The organism is Clostridium sp. MSTE9, from assembly GCF_000277625.1.
Classification (GTDB): domain Bacteria; phylum Bacillota; class Clostridia; order Oscillospirales; family Acutalibacteraceae; genus Faecalispora; species Faecalispora jeddahensis.
The window spans coordinates 1-18,008 of the sequence record NZ_AKFU01000030.1 but is presented as its reverse complement, the minus strand read 5'-3'; the positions used below and the strand labels follow the sequence as shown (position 1 = coordinate 18,008).

16 protein-coding genes and 1 tRNA gene are annotated in these 18,008 nt (G+C 51.0%); 11 read left to right on the top strand and 6 right to left on the bottom strand.

Annotated elements, in window-relative coordinates; genetic code table 11:
* Nucleotides 1–262: 262 nt before the first annotated feature.
* Together secF and secD are read right to left on the bottom strand one after the other, a co-directional pair.
* Nucleotides 263–1,228 carry a protein translocase subunit SecF gene (secF, locus tag HMPREF1141_RS06400; protein WP_009062257.1) on the bottom strand — a complete coding sequence of 322 codons (966 nt, stop codon included), beginning with the start codon at nt 1,226–1,228 and terminating at the stop codon, nt 263–265.
* Nucleotides 1,225–2,634, bottom strand: a complete 1,410-nt coding sequence (gene secD, locus HMPREF1141_RS06395) for a protein translocase subunit SecD (RefSeq protein WP_009062282.1) — start codon at nt 2,632–2,634, stop codon at nt 1,225–1,227. Before secD ends, secF begins: the two co-directional genes overlap by 4 nt.
* A 257-nt stretch (nt 2,635–2,891) precedes the next feature.
* Here secD and HMPREF1141_RS17320 point away from each other — a divergent pair, with 257 nt between their 5' ends.
* A complete protein-coding gene (locus HMPREF1141_RS17320) occupies nt 2,892–3,062 on the top strand; it encodes a hypothetical protein (protein ID WP_009062304.1) in 171 nt (56 codons plus the stop codon).
* Between the two features lie 329 nt (nt 3,063–3,391).
* Here the strand turns inward: HMPREF1141_RS17320 and HMPREF1141_RS06390 are convergent, their stop codons facing one another.
* Nucleotides 3,392–4,666, bottom strand: a complete 1,275-nt coding sequence (locus HMPREF1141_RS06390; RefSeq protein WP_009062376.1) for an aminotransferase class I/II-fold pyridoxal phosphate-dependent enzyme — start codon at nt 4,664–4,666, stop codon at nt 3,392–3,394.
* A 267-nt stretch (nt 4,667–4,933) separates the two neighbouring features.
* Nucleotides 4,934–6,328, bottom strand: a complete 1,395-nt coding sequence (gene asnS, locus HMPREF1141_RS06385; protein WP_009062330.1) for an asparagine--tRNA ligase — start codon at nt 6,326–6,328, stop codon at nt 4,934–4,936.
* A gap of 430 nt (nt 6,329–6,758) precedes the next feature.
* On the opposite strand from asnS, the gene HMPREF1141_RS06380 reads away from it, so the two are divergent.
* A tRNA-Ser gene (locus HMPREF1141_RS06380) sits at nt 6,759–6,844 on the top strand.
* Nucleotides 6,845–6,988: 144 nt separating this feature from the next.
* On the top strand, nt 6,989–7,444 hold the full coding sequence (locus HMPREF1141_RS16860) for a hypothetical protein (RefSeq protein ID WP_051044282.1): 456 nt from the start codon (nt 6,989–6,991) through the stop codon (nt 7,442–7,444).
* 200 nt (nt 7,445–7,644) lie between these two features.
* On the opposite strand, the gene HMPREF1141_RS06370 is transcribed toward HMPREF1141_RS16860, so the two are convergent.
* Together HMPREF1141_RS06370 and kduI are read right to left on the bottom strand one after the other, a co-directional pair.
* Nucleotides 7,645–8,433, bottom strand: a complete 789-nt coding sequence (locus tag HMPREF1141_RS06370; protein WP_009062328.1) for a gluconate 5-dehydrogenase — start codon at nt 8,431–8,433, stop codon at nt 7,645–7,647.
* 15 nt (nt 8,434–8,448) lie between these two features.
* Complete coding sequence (gene kduI, locus HMPREF1141_RS06365) at nt 8,449–9,291, bottom strand: 5-dehydro-4-deoxy-D-glucuronate isomerase (protein ID WP_035316674.1); 843 nt, start codon at nt 9,289–9,291, stop codon at nt 8,449–8,451.
* Nucleotides 9,292–9,909: 618 nt separating this feature from the next.
* On the opposite strand from kduI, the gene HMPREF1141_RS06360 reads away from it, so the two are divergent.
* The 8 genes from HMPREF1141_RS06360 (at nt 9,910) to HMPREF1141_RS06325 (ending at nt 17,917) form a co-directional block, all read left to right on the top strand.
* Entirely contained in the window at nt 9,910–10,611 is a 702-nt protein-coding gene (locus HMPREF1141_RS06360; RefSeq protein WP_009062268.1) for a GntR family transcriptional regulator, read from the top strand.
* 89 nt (nt 10,612–10,700) lie between these two features.
* Nucleotides 10,701–12,065, top strand: a complete 1,365-nt coding sequence (locus tag HMPREF1141_RS06355; RefSeq protein WP_009062225.1) for an extracellular solute-binding protein — start codon at nt 10,701–10,703, stop codon at nt 12,063–12,065.
* Nucleotides 12,062–12,940: a sugar ABC transporter permease gene (locus HMPREF1141_RS06350; protein WP_009062236.1), complete on the top strand. Its 879-nt coding sequence runs from the start codon at nt 12,062–12,064 to the stop codon at nt 12,938–12,940. Before HMPREF1141_RS06355 ends, HMPREF1141_RS06350 begins: the two co-directional genes overlap by 4 nt.
* Nucleotides 12,941–12,952: 12 nt before the next feature.
* Nucleotides 12,953–13,813 carry a carbohydrate ABC transporter permease gene (locus HMPREF1141_RS06345; protein ID WP_009062239.1) on the top strand — a complete coding sequence of 287 codons (861 nt, stop codon included), beginning with the start codon at nt 12,953–12,955 and terminating at the stop codon, nt 13,811–13,813.
* A gap of 159 nt (nt 13,814–13,972) precedes the next feature.
* On the top strand, nt 13,973–14,386 hold the full coding sequence (locus HMPREF1141_RS06340; RefSeq protein ID WP_009062367.1) for an RDD family protein: 414 nt from the start codon (nt 13,973–13,975) through the stop codon (nt 14,384–14,386).
* Between the two features lie 11 nt (nt 14,387–14,397).
* Nucleotides 14,398–15,933 carry a glycoside hydrolase family 28 protein gene (locus HMPREF1141_RS06335; protein ID WP_009062369.1) on the top strand — a complete coding sequence of 512 codons (1,536 nt, stop codon included), beginning with the start codon at nt 14,398–14,400 and terminating at the stop codon, nt 15,931–15,933.
* On the top strand, nt 15,930–17,093 hold the full coding sequence (locus tag HMPREF1141_RS06330; protein ID WP_009062347.1) for a glycoside hydrolase family 88 protein: 1,164 nt from the start codon (nt 15,930–15,932) through the stop codon (nt 17,091–17,093). Before HMPREF1141_RS06335 ends, HMPREF1141_RS06330 begins: the two co-directional genes overlap by 4 nt.
* On the top strand, nt 17,090–17,917 hold the full coding sequence (locus HMPREF1141_RS06325; protein ID WP_009062220.1) for a sugar phosphate isomerase/epimerase family protein: 828 nt from the start codon (nt 17,090–17,092) through the stop codon (nt 17,915–17,917). Before HMPREF1141_RS06330 ends, HMPREF1141_RS06325 begins: the two co-directional genes overlap by 4 nt.
* Nucleotides 17,918–18,008 lie beyond the last annotated feature (91 nt).

Sequence of the window (18,008 nt, the reverse complement as noted above, 5' to 3'; positions counted from 1 at the left end):
CACTCCAATTGTGCAGAGACAAAAGGCCATCATTCGCTAAAATATTGCGTAGCCCCCTTTCTCCAAATAAAATTACAATAAATCACACTTTTCCGAAAAGCCTTCATATATATAACGATTAATAACGATGTTTTGTTACAGATTCTTCCAAAAAAGCCAAAATATTTTCAGTTCTTTCTTCAACAAAAAGCACCCCAAGCAATGTAACACTTGGGGTGGCTCAATGATTCTTATTCGTTTTTCTCTGCCAGACAACCTAAACTCAGCGGGAAGAAGCAACCGCCTGCTGTTTCTTCTGCTGCTTGTGCTTCTGCCACATGACATACAGCGGACCGGCAACGCAAACTGAGGAATAGCAGCCGGTAATGATACCTACCATCATCGGCAGAGCAAAGGTCTGCACGGAATCCAGGTTGTACATCACGCTGACGATATACACCACCGCGATTGCGGCAAAGGTGCAGCCCGCGGTGTACAGAGAACGGGTCAGGGTCTGGTTGATGCTGGTGTCGACCAAAGTGCCATAGTCGGCCTTCGGGCCCATCAGCTTGCGGTTTTCACGGATACGATCGTAAATGATGATCGTATCGTTCAGCGAATAACCGAGAATCGTCAGCACAACCGCGATAAAGTTATCGTTGATCGGCATGCGGAAAATGACAAACGTAAAGTACACCATCGCCACGTCGTGCAGCAGGGCGATAATCGCCATGGTACCCGCCGAAGCACCGCCGATCTTCTTAAAGCGGAACGCAATGTAGACGATCAGCAGCAAGGCCGCAACCAATACGGACAACAGGCACTTGAGGAAGAAATCGCGGCCCATCACCGGGTTGACGGAGCTGGATTCCACCACAGCAAAGTTTGCACTTGGGTATTCCTTTTCCAGCGCGGCGGCCACCGCCTGCTGGTGCTCAACGGTCAGGGATTCTGTGCCGGAGAAGGAAATCGATACATTATTGAGCGATTTCCCGTCGTCCGCGGACTTGACGTCCTCGTTGATGTTAACGGTCACAGGCTTGCTTGTCGTAGCCTGAACGATATCCTGCACCTTTTCCTGATCGATGGCGCCGGTATAGGAATACTTGATCAGCGCACCGCCGGTGAACTGAATATCGAGCTGAGTGCCGAAAATAATGTTGAAGATCAGGCCGATTGCCATCAGGCCCAGTGAAATCGCAAAATAAATTCTGCGGTTCTCGTAAAAACGAATGTGAAAAGTTTTCATTTATCGGCACCTCCATACAGCCACTTGCTGCGTGCGAATCGGAACCCGGAAATGGATTTGGTCATCAGACGGGTTGCGGTAACGCCCATGATAAAGTTGCCGATCGTTCCGATCAGCAGGGTATATCCAAAGGAATAGATAGCCCCTGTGGTGGAGGAACCGAACAAAGCAGAGAACAGATTGGTGGGCCCGAATACCAGCATCAGAATCACGGCAACGATAATAACGGTGATGTTACCATCGAAAATCGCCCAGAAGCTGTTGGCGTTACCCTTCTGGATTGCTCCGTCCAGCGTTTTGCCGGCCCACAGCTCTTCTTTGATTCTGGTGGCAGTGATGATATTCGCATCCACGCCCATGCCAATGGAAAGGATGATACCGGCGATGCCGGGCAGCGTCATCGTAAAGCTATTGAGGAAGGGGAAATATCCCGAAACGGCCGCAAACGACAGGGCAACTTGTCCCATCAACGCGATTACGGCGATCAGGCCTGGCAGGCGGAACAAGAACAGCATGAACAGACACACCAGTGCAAATGCAATCACACCGGCCCAGCGCATGGCATCCAGCGAGCTGCTGCCGAGGGACGGGCTGATCGTCTGGAAGTTGGTGGTCGTCAGCTTGAACGGCAGAGCACCGGCGCTGATCTTCGCGGCCAGAGACGAAGCCTCCGCGGCTGTGAAGTTGCCCTCAATGGTGCATTTACCGTCTGTAATCGCCTCTTTGACGTTCGGGGCGGAAATCATCACATCGTCCATCCAGACCGAGATGGTTTGTCCAACCAAACGCTCTGTTGCCTCAGCAAATTTAGTAGATCCCTCTTTGCTGAATTCCAGTGCAACCAGATACTCGGTCTTGCCGGAATCGGGATTCTGATAAACCTGCGGCTGAGCCGACACAACATCGTCGCCCTGCAGGATAATCGTATCCTTTGTCGTACCTGTAGGGGTCTTGTACACCGGCTGACCGTCGGAGCCGGTCTCGGTGGTTGCGTAATCAGCCCCTTCACGGAAGGTGAGCAGCGCGGTCGCGCTCAGCTCTTGAATGGCTGTTTCAGGGTCAAAGTTCTGTTCGCCGCTTTTCCAGGGGAAACGAACAATAATACGGTCATTGTGATCGTCGGTATAGATCTCATAATCCGTGATATTATTGTTGACCAAACGCAGTTCAATCGTCGACTTTGCCGCATTGAGCTGATCCTCGGTCGCTCCCTTTCCGGTATCGGGTGTAAAGGTCGCCTCTACCCCTCCGCGGATGTCGATGCCCCATCGAATGTCGCCCGCACCTTTTACATATGTAGTGCGATTGTCCCCGTTTTGCGCATATACCCCAAAAATGGCGGTGTAGGTAAAAAGCAGGATCAGGAGGGCGACGACGAAAAACACCGGTTTTCCTACTCGCTTCATGCAAATATCCTCCAATAGCATTAAGGTTTCCGCGGCTGCGTTCCAGGTGGAACCGCAGCCGCGTACATAACAAAGCTTATTATAAGATTATACCCGCAAAAAGTCAATGGAAAAGCCTTGGTTTGCCCGCTTTCGACAAATCATTCCGAAAAAAATCAGCAATATCCTTATACTTGTATCCCGCTCTCTTTTATAATATAATTTGAAGATCATTTTCTGAGCGAAAAGACGGAAATCAGAACGGTGGGAATTCATTTATGGATTTGATTCAATGCAAAATAGCACCGGATCATCACATCCTGTCTTACATTGCATTCATACGAAAATTTGACCGTTCTTTGTCTGTAGGTGAAATGAAACAGAAAATAGAGAACGGACTGTTTGCCATAGAATTTGATTTGGAATATTTTGATGTATTGGAAGATTGAAATGGTATTGATCGAAAGGATGTCTTTCGAGAATCGATTTCTCAGTTGATAAACCTTGGGGCCAACATAAGCGATACCATAACGGTGAGCCTGCTACGCTTGAATTTCCGGATAACTGGCTGAACACTCTGCGGCAAATCGCCCTTCCTATGGAATTTTATGATTGACCAGGAACAGGAAGATCGCGCATAACACAGCGAATTGATCCCCTGTGGCAGCATAGAAACACAATTGTCACCCAATAGCGGCAACGAAAGAACGAGGTCATAGTCTTAAATAGACTATGACCTCGTTTTATTCGGTTCAAACATGAAAACCTGCCGGGAAGCTTAGCCAAGCAGCTTTTCCAAAGCAGCCAGACGAGCGCTGACACAGAACACCGCGATGGCCTTTTTCATCTCTTCCAGAGACGGATACGTGGGGGCGACACGGATGTTGGTATCTTTGGGGTCTTTGCCGTAGGGGAATGCCGCGCCCGCACCGGTAAGAACCACACCGGCTTCCTTACACAGCTGAACAACGCGCTTTGCGCAACCTTCCATCACATCGACGCTCACAAAATAGCCGCCGTTCGGATTCGTCCAGGAAGCGATGTTCTTATCACCCAGCTCGCTGCTGAGAGTATCGAGCACCACCTTGAACTTGGGGGCGATACTCTCTCTGTGAAGCTTCATATGCGCCAAAATGCCGTCCAGATCGCGCAGATACAGCAGGTGACGCATCTGGTTGAGCTTGTCGGGGCCGATGGTCTGGAACGAAAGATGCTTTCTGAAATCCTGATATGTTTTTTCTCCCGCTGCCATTGCAGCAATACCCGCACCCGGGAATGTAATTTTAGAGGTGGAGCAGAAAAATACCGGCAGCTCGGTGTTCCCGGTCTTTTCGCATTCCGCATACAAGTCAAGCAGCACGTCGGGGGTATCGGTCAGGTCATGGACACAGTACGCGTTATCCCACATCACGCGGAAGTCCGGCGCGGCGGGTTTGAGCGCTGCAATGCGGCGAACCACGTCGTCGGAATAGGTGGTTCCAAGCGGGTTCGAATACTTCGGCACGCACCACATGCCTTTAATGGTATCATCCTCGGCAACCAGGCGCTCGATCATATCCATATCGGGGCTGCCATCGATCATCGGAACCAGAATCAGCTCAAAGCCGAAATATTCCGTGATGGCAAAGTGGCGGTCATACCCGGGGGAAGGGCACAAAAACTTGATTTTCTCCTGCTTGCCCCAGGGCTTGCAGCCGGAAAAGCCGTGCGTCATACCGCAGGAAATGAAGTCGAACATCATATTGAGGCTGGAGTTGCCGCCGATGATGACATTCTCGGGGCGCACCTGCATCATCTGCGCCAGAATCGCGCGCAGCTCGGGCACGCCCTCAGGCATACCGTAATTGCGCAGATCGTCCCCGGTGGAAGCGATCATATTGGAGTCCGACGTCAGCATATTGAGCATATCCATAGAAAGATTCAGCTGTTCGGGAGAGGGCTTTCCTCTGGCCATATTCAGCTTCAGACCCTGTGCCTTGAAAGCATCATACTGTTGCTGAACCTTTTGCTTTTCCTGTTCCAGTTCCTGTCTGGACAATAAACCATATTCCATTTGAGCATCTCCTTTTCCAAACCTGCATAAATGATATTGAAAGCATTACCATTCTAATATATTCAGATCAAAAACGCAAGTTAAATTTATCGTTCCTGCATTTTTGTTATATTTGGCAGGTTTTTCACAAAAAAGTAGAGCATTTTGCTTTTTTCGGGGATTTTTATTCCAAATATCAATTTGATTGATCTTAAAAAAAACAGTTGTGTCTCCCGCCAGAGTCGGGAGACACAACTGTTTTTTATTTTTCAGCAAGGCAGATTCGTATTAAAACTCCGCGGAACCGGTTGTTCGCGGGAAGGGAAGGACATCCCTGATATTGGAAACGCCGGTCAAATACATCACCAGGCGCTCAAAGCCCAGGCCAAAGCCCGCGTGTTTGGCTCCGCCGTAGCGGCGCAGATCGAGATACCACCAGTACTCCTCTTCGGAAAGGCCTGTTTCGCGCATGCGGCGCTGCAAGAGCTCCAGCCGTTCCTCTCTCTGGCTGCCGCCGATGATCTCGCCGATACCGGGCACGAGCAGATCCATGGCGGCCACGGTTTTGTCGTCGTCGTTCAGACGCATGTAGAACGCCTTGATCTCCTTCGGGTAATCCGTAACAAAGAGCGGCTTGCCGAACACCTGCTCGGTCAGATACCGCTCATGCTCGGTCTGCAGGTCGCAGCCCCAAGAAACGGGGTATTCAAACCGGCTGTTTTCGCGCTCGAGCAGTTCCACTGCCTGTGTATATGTCACATGGGCAAAGTCCGATTCCGCCACATGGCGCAGGCGTTCCAAAAGGCCGGTATCGATAAAGCGGTTGAAAAAGTTCAGCTCCTGCGGGCAGGAATCCATCACGGAACGGATCACGTAGCGGAGCATGTCCTCCGCCAGACGCATGTCGTCCGAAAGATCGGCAAACGCGATTTCCGGCTCAACCATCCAGAACTCCGCCGCATGGCGCGCCGTGTATGATTTTTCTGCGCGGAAGGTGGGCCCAAAGGTATATATTTTACCGAACGCCAGTGCCATGCACTCCCCCTCCAGCTGGCCGGATACGGTCAGCGAGGTGTGGCGCTGGAAGAAGTCCTTGCTGTAATCCACGGAGCCGTCCTCACACAGGGGCGGATTGACCGGGTCGAGCGTGGTGACATGGAACATCTCCCCTGCCCCCTCGCAGTCGCTGGCGGTGATCAGCGGCGTATTGGCGTAGACGAAGCCGCGCTCCTGAAAGAAACGGTGAATGGCAAAGGCCGCCGCAGAGCGCACACGAAACACAGCGCTGAACAGATTGGTGCGCGGCCGCAGATGCGCGATGGTGCGCAGGAATTCCACAGAATGACGTTTCTTTTGCAGAGGATATTCGGGCGCAGAGGATGCTTCCACCGCAATCTGTGCGGCGTGCAGCTCGCAGGGCTGTTTTGCCTCCGGCGTTGGCACCAGCGTACCGGTCACACAAAGCGCCGCACCTACATTCTGCTTTGCGATCTCCGCAAAATTTTCAACGTTCTGCGCTTCAAACACAACCTGAAGCCCCGCAAAGCTGCTGCCGTCGTTCAAATCAATAAACCCAAGCGCTTTGGAATCCCGGATGCTTTTGACCCAGCCGCAAACGGTAATTGTTTTTTCTGCATATTCCTGAGGGCTGGTGAGAATTTTCGCAATTTCGATTCGTTCCATACCATCCATACCTCCTGATCTTTTTCTGTCACAGTCCGCTCCGCGGCCAATAAAACTTTCCCGAAGCTCGCTTTGGCTCGCGGCGGGACGGCCATTAGGATGATTATACCACAGGCACAGCGCACCGTTGTGGTATATTTATCAATTGGGATATGATAAGCCGCTGCGGTTATTATAACATGATGGCCAACACAAAGTCCTCCCGACCGTATCAAGCCGTTTTCTGAGCCGCGTTATCATGTTTCAATGCTCTCTCAGGCGTCGAAAGCTTTGCTTTCGCTTACGCCGTGAGGTTATTATACCATTTGTTCCCATAAAACAGAAACAAATAAAAAATTTTTGCCCGATATTAAAAAATGGACTTGATTTTTGTAATAAGTTTCGCTATAATAACATAGTCGCCAGCCCGGCAGCGGGTTTGATGCCATATGGAGAGGTATTCTAATGGTAAGGAGCCACATTGGAAATGTGGTGTGCCGCAAGGCATTGTGCGTTCGAGTCGCATCCTCTCCGCCATTGTAATCCAAAAGTGAGATTCTTTTTCTTGTAAACAGAATCATGCTTTTGGATTTTTTTTACTTTAAATCAAAGTTAGCAATGTTTCCCAGCAAAAATCAGCGAAGCATTCTAATGGAACTCAAATGACAGGAGGGGAAATGTATGCCACGCAAATCAGATCTGGCCGGCCAGAAATTCGGATTATTGACTGTCGTCGGCGACAGTGGGGAACGCAAGGGTACCTGCGTTTTATGGACGTGCCGTTGCGACTGCGGAGTTACCATAGCGGTACCTACCACATCTCTCACCAAGGGACTTGTGAAAAGCTGCGGATGCGTACGGAGTGTACGCAAAAGTATTTTTTCCAAACCGCAGTGGAACAATACAAGCGGTGTCAGAGGCGTACATCTCAAAAGGAACAAAGGGAGATCCGCCCGGTGGACTGCGGTGATCAGCTTGAATCGCAAGCAATATTACTTGGGGTCATACCGTAATTTTGACGCCGCTGTAAAAGCCCGCAAAGCTGCGGAAGAACATATTGAGGGTTCATTTGAAGAGTGGTATTTGGAATGGCGTAAAAAAACCAGACGAACCAAAAAATCCCCTGATCCGGTTTGATTTCTCGGAGTACATACGAAATTTGGAACAACTACATAATACAAAATGAATATTTAAATATAATTATTACTAATTGTATTTTATCCTGCATCAAAAGAGAGGCTTTCAGTTTTTTGAAAGCCTCTCTTTTGTTATGGAGGGTATGAAAAAGAGTTGACACACAGGCATCGCCAAACTCTCTGCCCGAATATGGAATGGATTTATTTCGGCTGCTTTCCAATATAAGCAAGAATTCCCCCGTCCACATATAAAATGTGTCCGTTTACGAAATCGGACGCGGAAGAAGCCAGAAACACAGCCGGCCCGATCAGATCGGACGGCTCCCCCCAGCGGGCCGCCGGTGTTTTAGAAATGATGAAGGAATTGAATGGGTGCCCGTTCTCGCGCAGCGATGCCGTCTGCGGCGTGGCAATATAGCCGGGGCCGATCCCGTTGCACTGAATATTGTATTCCCCGTATTCCGACGCGATATTTTTGGTCAGCATTTTCAGGCCGCCCTTTGCGGACGCATACGCCGAAACGGTTTCTCTGCCCAGCTCGCTCATCATGGAGCAGATGTTGATGATTTTTCCGCCGCCGTTTTGAATCATACCCGGAATCACCGTCTTGGCAACGATAAACGGCGCGGTCAGATCCACATCGATCACCTCGCGGAATTCGGCGACATCCATTTCACACATCGGAATCCGTTTGATGACGCCCGCGTTATTGACCAGAATATGGATGGGGCCCATCTTTTTCTCAATATCGGCAACCATCTCTTTCACCTGCGCCTCGTCGGTCACATCCGACACATAGCCCACCGCGTCGATTCCGGCTTTGGCGTATTGCTCCTTCGCCCTCTCCACCGAATCCGCATGGACTCCGTTAAACGCGATTCTGGCACCGGCCGCGGCCAGTCCGCTGGCAATCGCAAAGCCGATTCCATAGCAGCCGCCGGTGACAAGCGCGACCTTCCCTTTCAGAGAAAACATCGTTTCTATTTCCATTGCATGTTCCTCCTTTTATCTCAGCGCGGTGATGTCCACCGTATCCATGTCGTCAAAGGCCTGATTCTCGCCGCCCATCGCCCAGATGAAGGAATAGTGGGAGGTTCCGCAGCCGGAATGGATACTCCAGCTGGGGCTGATGACTGCCTGCTCGTTCTGCATCACCAGATGCTGGGTTTCCGTGGGAGAGCCCATAAAATGGAATACCACGTTATCCTTCGGAATATCGATATAGGTGTAAATCTCCATGCGGCGCTCGTGGGTATGTACGGGCATGGTATTCCACACGCTGCCCGGCTCCAGAATCGTCAGGCCCATGGAAAGCTGGCAGGTTTTCAGCACATCCGGGTGGATAAACTGATTGATCACTCTCTTGTTGGCGGTCTCCAGGCTGCCGAGCGGCTTCTTTGCGGCGTCGGCGATCCCGATAAACGTTGTTTCATACGCACAGTGAGCCGGAGCGCTCACCATAAAGAATTTTGCCGGGTTCGTTTCGTCCTCGCTGGAAAAGGCAACGCTGCGGGTGCCCATGGTAATATACAGGCAGTCCTTGCAGCCCATGGAAAAACGCCGGCCGTCGGCCTCGATCACGCCCGTTCCTCCAATATTGAAAATGCCGATTTCTCTTCTCTCCAGAAAGAATTCGGTGCCAAAGCTGGCCCAAACGTCGATCCCCTTGTCGATGGGCAGCGTTTCCCGCACGGGCATGCATCCCAAGGTCACCATACGGTCCACATGACTGTATACCGCAACGACTTCGTCCGGCACATACAGGTTCTCGATCAGGAACTCCGACCGCAGCTCATCCGTTGTATACCTCCTGACGTCTCTTTGATTGGCCGAGTAACGAATATCCATAAAAAGCTCCCTTCCTCCGGGTAATTTTGCAGATTCCAATGGTATCGTCCTGCCATTTTAAAGTTACCGGTTTTTCCCCCGTCTGCGGCGGGGAAAAACGCGGGCAGAACCCCCCGAAAAACCCTTTCTTAAAATCAGGTCGGTTTAAAGTGCACGAAGTGACAGGACTCTTTTCAGAAATCGGTCGAAAAATCTTGTATACTTGAATACAAGTTAATCAGAAACACTCTCTTTCGACCATCATATACCACCCCAAAGATTTCTGTCAAGAGCGCAAAAGGATAAATCCAGCTCTTTTATTTGTGTATTTTTATAAAAACGTGAAGCTAATGCAAATAAAACAATCCAATTTGTCCATTAAAATCCTTACATTTAATAATGTTCTCTGCTGAAATAAAGAGATGCCGTTTTCATGAAATATTGTTTCCGGTAGAGATTTGTTATCAGCCTGTCAACAAATTAGATAAAATTTTTTAAAAAAATAAAAAAGTATTGACAAATCAATTCGCATGGGTATATAGTCATATCAGAAATCAAACGAAAAATCACTTCTGGTGTTGTCATCTTGCATTCAAGTATACAAGTATTGACCGTCAATACCAAGAAACGAGGGAAATCTTGAACACTTATTTGAAATCGATGAGCAGTGACGACATTTATCACGCGCTCAAAGACGACATTTTGAACCTAAGGCTCAAACCGGGCCAGATGATCAGTGAAAACGAGATTGCGAACAGCTACCATGTTTCACGTACCCCGGTAAAGACTGCCTTTTTACGTCTGAAGGGAGAGAAATACATTGAAATCCTCCCCCAGAAGGGCAGCTTTGTCACGCTGCTGGATATGCAGTACATCAAAGACATCATTTACATGCGCTATGTTCTTGAAGTGGACGTCATGAAAACCATTCTGGAACAAGGGCCTTACGATGATTTGATGCACGAGCTGAAATCCAACCTGCAGAAGCAGCTGATGATGATTGAGCACGATAATCCCAACCCCCAGAATTTCTACGATATTGACAGCCAGTTTCACTATCTTCTTTTTCAGAAAGCGGGCCGCACGAAAATGTGGGATATTATTCAGGACTGCCAGGTGTATTACACCCGCTTCCGCATTCTGGATACGCTGACCACCTCGCGATATCTGCAGCTGTACCAGGAGCATATTGAAATCTATAAGCTTCTGGAAGAAAAAGACCTGGAGGCACTGCGAAAGCACATGCACGAACATCTTCACGGGAACCTGAAGGTGCTTTCCCAGAAAATCAACGGCGAATTCAAAGAGTATTTTATTCCGAGCGACCAGTCAAAACCTTAATTCCCCGGATTTGACAGGCTCTGGAGCTTTGGGGCCGGGGCTTGTTCAAGATACGAAACTGCCATTCATAAAATAAGGAGGGTTTGTCATTGAATCAGAAAATTTTATCGGGCGTACTGTCCTGTGCACTGGCTAGTTCTATTCTCCTTGGCGGATGTCAGGGTGCTTCCACACAATCCAAAGCGCCGGAAAGCGCCGGCGAAACCAGCAGCGCCGCTGCCGGACAAATCACGAGCGATCCCGTGGAGCTGCGTTTCTCGTGGTGGGGCTCCGACAACCGGCACGAGGCAATTCAGAAGGTCATTGCACTGTATCAGAAAAAGCATCCCAACGTGACGATCAAAGCGGAATATGGCGCGTGGGACGGCTGGCAGCAGAATATTCTGACCCAGCTTGGCGGCAAAACCGAAGCGGATATTATGCAGGTCAACTACAACTGGGTGCATTCCTTCGGCAAGGGCAAAAATGTATTTCTGGACCTGAACAGCGTAAAGGATTACCTGGACTTGGACAACTGGGATGCCGAATACCTGAAAGCCATGACGGTCGGCGGCGAGCTGGCGGCCGTGCCGCACGGTATGACAGGGCGCGCCCTGCTGTACAGCAAGCCGATGTTTGAACAGGCAAAGCTTACATACCCCACTACATATCAAGAACTGATGGACGCCGGCAAGACGATTGGTAAAAGCAATACGGCAACCGGTGCGGAAAACAAATATGTTATGCTGAACATCGGCAAGGAATGCCCCGACCTGTTTATTGCCCAGATGCTTTACAACAAGACCGGCAAGGTCATGCAGGTAGACGGCAAGGTGCAGTATACAGAGGAAGAGGTTGCCGCGGTTCTGGAACAATACAACGAATTCGCAAAATCCGGGGCCATGCCCACCTTCCAGCAGCAGAACGCAATCGCCAACGAATCTGACCCGACCTGGACCAGCGGCCGAGGCGGCAGCATCTACGAGTGGGTCAACTCGATGGATAAATATCTGGGCTCTTACAAGGGCGGCGATGCGAAGGATGAAATCGGCATTGCTCCCTATCTGGTAGAAACCGCAGGCCAGACTCCGAACATCTATGTAAAGCCGAACCTTGGCTATGCAATTTCCAAGAACAGCAAAAACCCTGAAGTAGCGGCGGATTTCCTCAACTTCTTCTTCACCGATGAAGAGGCCGTCAGTACACTTGGCACCAGCATCGGCATTTCTTCCAACACCGTTACCCGCGACCTGCAGGAAAAAGCCGGTCTGCTCAAGGGCATCATGAAGGAAGGCTACGATATGCTCGCCAAATACCCCCAGACCGTTCTGGACCCTTACTTTGAAGATTCCAACGTGCGCGGCGCCCGCTATGCCGCTCTGGAAGCATATCGTTCCGGTAAGCTCAGCTCTGCCGAGGCTGCCAAGCAGTATATCACCAAGCAGCAGGAAGAGCTGGATAAACTCTTCAAATGAGGGCCGGCAGCAAAAGGAACTTCGCGCCCTATCTGATGCTGATCCCATGGGTGATCGGGTTTATTGTATTCAAGATATACCCCATCCTCATTTCGTTTGTTTACTCGCTGATGGAATACCCCATTCTCGGCGACCCGGAATTCATCGGGTTTGACAACTACGTACACATCTTTACAAACGACGATGTGTTCCGGTCTTCCATTGCGGCAACAATGAAATATGTTTTGATCGGTACCCCCTGTGTCCTCGTCACTTCTTTCTTTGTGGCATATATTCTGAATTTCAAACTCAAAGGCGTAAACCTGTTTCGCACCGCGTATTACATTCCCTCCATTTTAGGGGGGAATGTAGCGGTCTCGATTTTGTGGATTCAGCTTTTTGACGTCAACGGGCCGGTCAACATGCTTTTGGGAATCTTTGGCGCGGAGCCTGTCTTCTGGCTCAAAGAGGAAAGCTTTGCGGTCATTACGCTGATTCTGCTGAAAACCTGGCAGTTCGGCTCCACCATGCTGATCTTTCTGGCGGCGCTCCAGAATGTTTCCGCCTCTTTGTATGAGGCGGCGAATCTGGATGGAGCCACGAAGCTGCAGCAGCTGTTCCGCATCACGCTTCCGATTATTACCCCCATGCTGCTGTTCAACATGGTAAACGTTCTGGTCAAGGCGTTTCAGGAGTTCAATTCCGCCTATCTGATTACAAAAGGCGGCCCGAACTACACGACCTACTTTTTGAACGTCTACATTTACGACCAGGCCTTTATGAACGGAAATTATGGCTATGCCAGCGCCCTGACGTGGATTTTGCTTCTGATCATCGGCACATTGACGGCTCTGGTATTCTCGTCCTCAAAATATTGGGTCTACTATAATGATTAAGGGGGACGGAACATGAATCGAGTCGGCAATCTTTCCCTCAACGCGGCCATCCGGTACGGCCTGCTGATCGTGATCGGCGTTTTTCTGATCTATCCCCTGCTCTGGATGATCGGCTCCAGCTTTAAAGAAAACATCGATATTTTCGGCACGCTGGCGATTCTGCCGCCTCAGGGGCGCGGAACGCTGGAAAATTTCAAATCGGCCTGGCAGATCAAAAGCGACCACATTCTGCCGTATTATTTTGGGAACACGATGAAGTTCCTGATTCCCAAAACGATCTTCACCATTGTTTCTTCTACACTTACCGCTTATGTGGTGGCCAGAAAGAAATTCGCGGGGAAGAAGTTTGTATTCACGGCGATCATCGTAACCCTGCTGATGCCCGAGCTTGCGTTTCGCATCCCTCTGTATCTTTTGTTCCGGGATGTCGGGCTGCTGAACACCTACGCGGCCCTGTATGTGCAGGATATTTTCGCGGCAGGCACCTGCTCTTTCTTCATTTTTATGGAGATTCAGTTTATGCGCTCTATTCCGAGGGAGCTGGACGAAGCGGCTGTGATCGACGGCTGCAACGACCTGCAAACGCTGATTTACGTGATCGTACCGATTTTAAAGCCCATCATTATCACCGTCGGCCTGCTCTGCTTTATGTGGGGCATGAACGACTTCCAGGGCCCGCTGATTTACCTGCGCACCCCGGATAAAATGGTGATGTCGATGATACTCAAGCAGCAGCTCGACGGCGACACCATGGTCGTTTACGGCAAGCTGTTCGCGGCCTCTTTTATGGCGCTTTTGCCCATGATCGCCATCTTCTTCGCCGGCTCCCGCTACTTTGTAGACGGCGTGGCCAACTCCGGCGGAAAAGAATAATCAAAAAGCTCTGTCTAAAACGGTGATTTTCTCCCCCGCCTTCGGCGAGGGAGAAATACCCGGTTTTCCGCTTTTTATCTGCCAAAGCCTACCCCTTCCCTTTTGTCAGGGAAGCTCGCAAAAACTCTTACAAGCAAATTCAGAACAGGAGGAACAGCAATGCGATTGATCCGGTTTTTGGCACAGGTGATCGACTGGCTCGTCAGTCTGGCCGCTCTGGTGTTTTCATTCCTTGCCATTCTCCCTGTTCTGAAACAATTGCTGCATAACACCGCGCTCTCGGCTTTATTGACTCTGCTGACAGCGGTTCTGCTCGCGATTGCGGTGCAGATTCCATTTTGGAATGTGAATCAGACAGCCGGAAAAGCGTTCTTCGGGCTGGAGATTCAGTCCAGCAACGCGGACCGCCCCCTCACTCTTTCGATTTTAATACAGCGGGAAATTTTCTGTAAGCTGATGAGCTGTTACCTGATCTGTCTCCCCATGCTGTGGGGAAGCCCGGGCGGGCATGAGACAGCCACGGAAACACAGGTGGTACGCAGAAGAAAATCTTCCGCCTGTTACAAAAAATAGAGGTATTTTGAATGCTGAATATACTCACCATTACCCCTTTCGGCTTTGTGCTGGAGCTGGTACAGGACGGCTGCTTCTATACTCCACAGCCTTATACCCTGTTTGTAAACGGCACACCCCTTCTGACCGGGAGCGACCCGGTGATCAGCCTGTTCGGCCTTACGCCCGACACGGAATACCGGGTGGAAATCCACGGCCTGGGGGAACCCGCCGCTGCGACGATCCGCACCGAGCGCTGCGGGTTCGCAATCCATATCAAAGACTATAACGCCGCAGGCGATGGCATCCGCAATGATACGGCGGCCATCCATGCGGCGATTTATTCCGCTCCGCCGCGCTCCGTGGTGATCTTCCCGCGCGGAGAATATCTGGTGGAGCATCTTTTTCTCAAGAGCGGCGTAGACCTGTATCTGGAAGAGGGCGCCGTTCTGCGCCAGAATCCGAACCGGGATGCTCTGGCCATTGTAAAAGGCTACCAGAAAAGCTACGATTACACCGACGCTGTGATCAACGCCTCGTGGGAGGGGAACCCGCTCGATTGCTTTTGCAGTTTGATATACGGCAAGGATGTTCAGCAGGTGCGTATTTATGGAGACGGCACCTTAAACGGCAGCGGAATGGAGGGCGGTTGGTGGAACGAGCCCAAGAAAAAGAACCGGGCATACCGCCCGCGGAATGTATCTCTGGTGAATTGCAGCGACATTACCGTCTGCGGCCTCACCAGCCAAAACAGCGCCGCATGGAACATCCATCCCCTGTATTCCAGTAATCTGGCCTTTTACGGCCTGACGATTCAAAGCGACCCCGATTCCCCGAATACGGACGGCCTGAACCCGGAAAGCTGCGAGAATGTAGAGATCGTCGGCTGCCGCTTTCAGGTGGGTGACGACTGCATCGCCATCAAATCCGGCAAGCTGTTTCTGAGCCGCCGCCATCTGCGCCCCAGCAGAAAAATTACCGTGCGGCGCTGCCTGATGGAAGAGGGGCATGGCGGCGTGGTGATCGGGTCTGAAATTTCGTGCGGAGTTCAGGATGTTCTGGTACAAAACTGCCTGTTTCGCCGTACCGACCGCGGCTTTCGCATCAAAACACGGCGTGGGCGCGGGAGTACCTCCGTGGTGGACGGCGTTCGCTTTTCCCATGTGAAAATGGAGCAGGTTTCTCACTGCTTTGTGATCAATATGTTTTACCACTGCGATCCGGACGGCCATAGCGATTTGGTTCAGTGCAAAGAAGCCCTGCCGGTGGGGGCGGAGACGCCCGCCGTGCAGAACATCACCCTCTCCGACATCTGCGCCGACGAAATCGCAGGGAGTGCCGTTTTTCTGTACGGTCTGCCGGAAAGCCCCATCCGCAATGTAACAGTGAAAAACAGCCGGTTCCGGTTTGCGCAACAGCGGCTGCTGGAATGCCCCGATCTAATGGACGATCCCGTTCTGATCCCCAACCTGGGGGTTTACGCCAAAAACGTACAGGAGCTGACTTTCAAAAACAATCAAATAGAAGGCACCCACGTGGATAAAATGGAGCAGGAGGAGAAAGCATGATAGAATATCCTGATGTAATGGATTTTTTCGAAGGTCTTCTCCGGCGCTCCTCCCCTGCCCGCCCGGCGTGGAACCAGGAGGTCTTGTTAGAAAACCGCGAGCCCGGCTGGAATTACGTCGACGGCTGTATGCTCAAGGCTATTCTGGACCTGTACCGCGCTACCGGCGAAAGCCGATACGCGGAATTTGCGGAACAGTATGTGGACGCCCTGATCGATGAGCAAGGCACGATTTTAGGCTATTATCCGGAGGATTACAACTGCGATAATCTCAACGAGGGCAAGGTGCTGTTCGGTCTGTTTGACCTGACGGGAAAGGCGAAATACCGCAGGGCCATCGATCAGCTTTACTCCCAGCTGCAACGTCAACCGAGGACGGCGGAAGGAAACTTCTGGCATAAAAAAATGTACCCCAATCAGGTCTGGCTTGATGGCCTGTACATGGTACAGCCGTTTTACATGGCCTATGAGCGCCGGTTTCATGAAAACCGAAATTACCGTGACGTTTTTATCCAGTTTGAAACCGTGGCCCGCCGGATGCGCGACGCTTCGAGCGGCCTTTTATATCATGGCTATGATGAATCCAAGAAAAGCTTCTGGGCAGACCCTGAAACCGGGTGCAGCCCGAACTTCTGGACCCGTTCGCTCGGCTGGTATGCCATGGCGCTGGTCGACACCGCCGAACAGATGAACGAAATGTTTTTCTATGAGTACCAGACGCTTCAGGAGCAGCTCCGCCTTTTGATCGATTCCCTGCTGTGCTTTTTAGACCCAGAAGCCGGTCTGTTTTATCAGGTGACGGATGCCGGAAACCGCTCGGGCAATTATCTGGAAACCAGCGGCACCTGCGCTATTGCCTACGCTATCCTAAAAGCGGTTCGTTTGGAATATCTGCCGGATTATTATTTTGACGACGGCAAACGAATTTTTGATGGGGTTCTCAGGCATAAGTTTATAAAGAGCGAGGACGGTTACGAGCTAAAGGACATTTGTCTTGTGGCGGGCCTTGGAGGATACCCCGGCAAAGGGGATTATAAAGTGCGCGACGGCAGCTTTGCCTATTACATCTCCGAACCAAAAGTGAGCAACGACGCCAAAGGGGTAGCTCCGTTTCTGTTCGCTTTTGCGGAGCTGCTGAGAAAGGAACGGGAAACTCTATGAAAATCGGTGTCAGAGCGCATGACTTCGGGCGGATGACCCCCGAAGACCTATCATCCTGCATTCATAAAGCCGGGTTTGAGGCGGTACAGCTCGCTCCCACCAAAGCCATTCTTGGTATCCATAGCTGGGGGGACATCACTCCAGCAGATCTGACAGCCATTCAAACCAGCTTTGCGCGCAAGCAGGTAGAGATCAGCATTCTGGGGTGCTATATCGAACCCTCTCTTCCTGACAGGAAGGCAAGAATGCAGCAGGTACAGAACTTTCTGCTGGCTCTTTCGTATGCGAAAGAGCTCGGTGTGCCCTTCGTGGGAACAGAAACCACCCGCCTTGATCCCTTTACCGAAGAGGCTCTGCGCCCGGAGCGCTACCGGAACCTGAAGGACAGCGTGCTGAGGATGGTAGAGCACGCAGAACGTCTGGGCGTTCAGGTGGCGATCGAGCCCGTGGCCGACCATACGCTGAATACCGCCGGGCTGACCCGCCTGCTGCTCGATGAAGTCGGCTCCGATTACCTGAAAGTGATTCTTGACCCCGTCAATTTGATTCTGGAGCACACTGCAGAACGGCAAACAGAAGTCTATGACGACTTTTTCCGGCTTTTGGGCGAGGAAATCGCGGTTGCCCACATCAAGGACATTGTATTTGAACACGGCGAAAAGGTCTGGCGCAATATCGGCCAGGGCAGCATTGACCTGGAGTGCGTATTCCGATGGCTGCGGCGCAATAAGCCGCAGATCGCCGTGCTGCGGGAACACATTCACCCCGAAAGCGGCGAAATTGACCTTGCTGCCATGAAACAGCTTGCAGGGATTTCTCTTTGATTCCTCCAATCATAAAGAGCATCGGCCACAGCCTTCGCTGTGGCCGATGCTCTTTATGATCTACCGCCGTTCAAAATGTCATTTGAAAACA

What these genes read in the sequence shown, in the direction of transcription:
- secF (WP_009062257.1), bottom strand. Translation starts at nt 1,228, where the DNA reads ATGAAAACTTTTCACATTCGTTTTTACGAGAACCGCAGAATTTATTTT.
- secD (WP_009062282.1), bottom strand. Translation starts at nt 2,634, where the DNA reads ATGAAGCGAGTAGGAAAACCGGTGTTTTTCGTCGTCGCCCTCCTGATC.
- HMPREF1141_RS17320 (WP_009062304.1), top strand. Translation starts at nt 2,892, where the DNA reads ATGGATTTGATTCAATGCAAAATAGCACCGGATCATCACATCCTGTCT.
- HMPREF1141_RS06390 (WP_009062376.1), bottom strand. Translation starts at nt 4,666, where the DNA reads ATGGAATATGGTTTATTGTCCAGACAGGAACTGGAACAGGAAAAGCAA.
- asnS (WP_009062330.1), bottom strand. Translation starts at nt 6,328, where the DNA reads ATGGAACGAATCGAAATTGCGAAAATTCTCACCAGCCCTCAGGAATAT.
- HMPREF1141_RS16860 (WP_051044282.1), top strand. Translation starts at nt 6,989, where the DNA reads ATGCCACGCAAATCAGATCTGGCCGGCCAGAAATTCGGATTATTGACT.
- HMPREF1141_RS06370 (WP_009062328.1), bottom strand. Translation starts at nt 8,433, where the DNA reads ATGGAAATAGAAACGATGTTTTCTCTGAAAGGGAAGGTCGCGCTTGTC.
- kduI (WP_035316674.1), bottom strand. Translation starts at nt 9,291, where the DNA reads ATGGATATTCGTTACTCGGCCAATCAAAGAGACGTCAGGAGGTATACA.
- HMPREF1141_RS06350 (WP_009062236.1), top strand. Translation starts at nt 12,062, where the DNA reads ATGAGGGCCGGCAGCAAAAGGAACTTCGCGCCCTATCTGATGCTGATC.
- HMPREF1141_RS06345 (WP_009062239.1), top strand. Translation starts at nt 12,953, where the DNA reads ATGAATCGAGTCGGCAATCTTTCCCTCAACGCGGCCATCCGGTACGGC.
- HMPREF1141_RS06340 (WP_009062367.1), top strand. Translation starts at nt 13,973, where the DNA reads ATGCGATTGATCCGGTTTTTGGCACAGGTGATCGACTGGCTCGTCAGT.
- HMPREF1141_RS06335 (WP_009062369.1), top strand. Translation starts at nt 14,398, where the DNA reads ATGCTGAATATACTCACCATTACCCCTTTCGGCTTTGTGCTGGAGCTG.
- HMPREF1141_RS06330 (WP_009062347.1), top strand. Translation starts at nt 15,930, where the DNA reads ATGATAGAATATCCTGATGTAATGGATTTTTTCGAAGGTCTTCTCCGG.
- HMPREF1141_RS06325 (WP_009062220.1), top strand. Translation starts at nt 17,090, where the DNA reads ATGAAAATCGGTGTCAGAGCGCATGACTTCGGGCGGATGACCCCCGAA.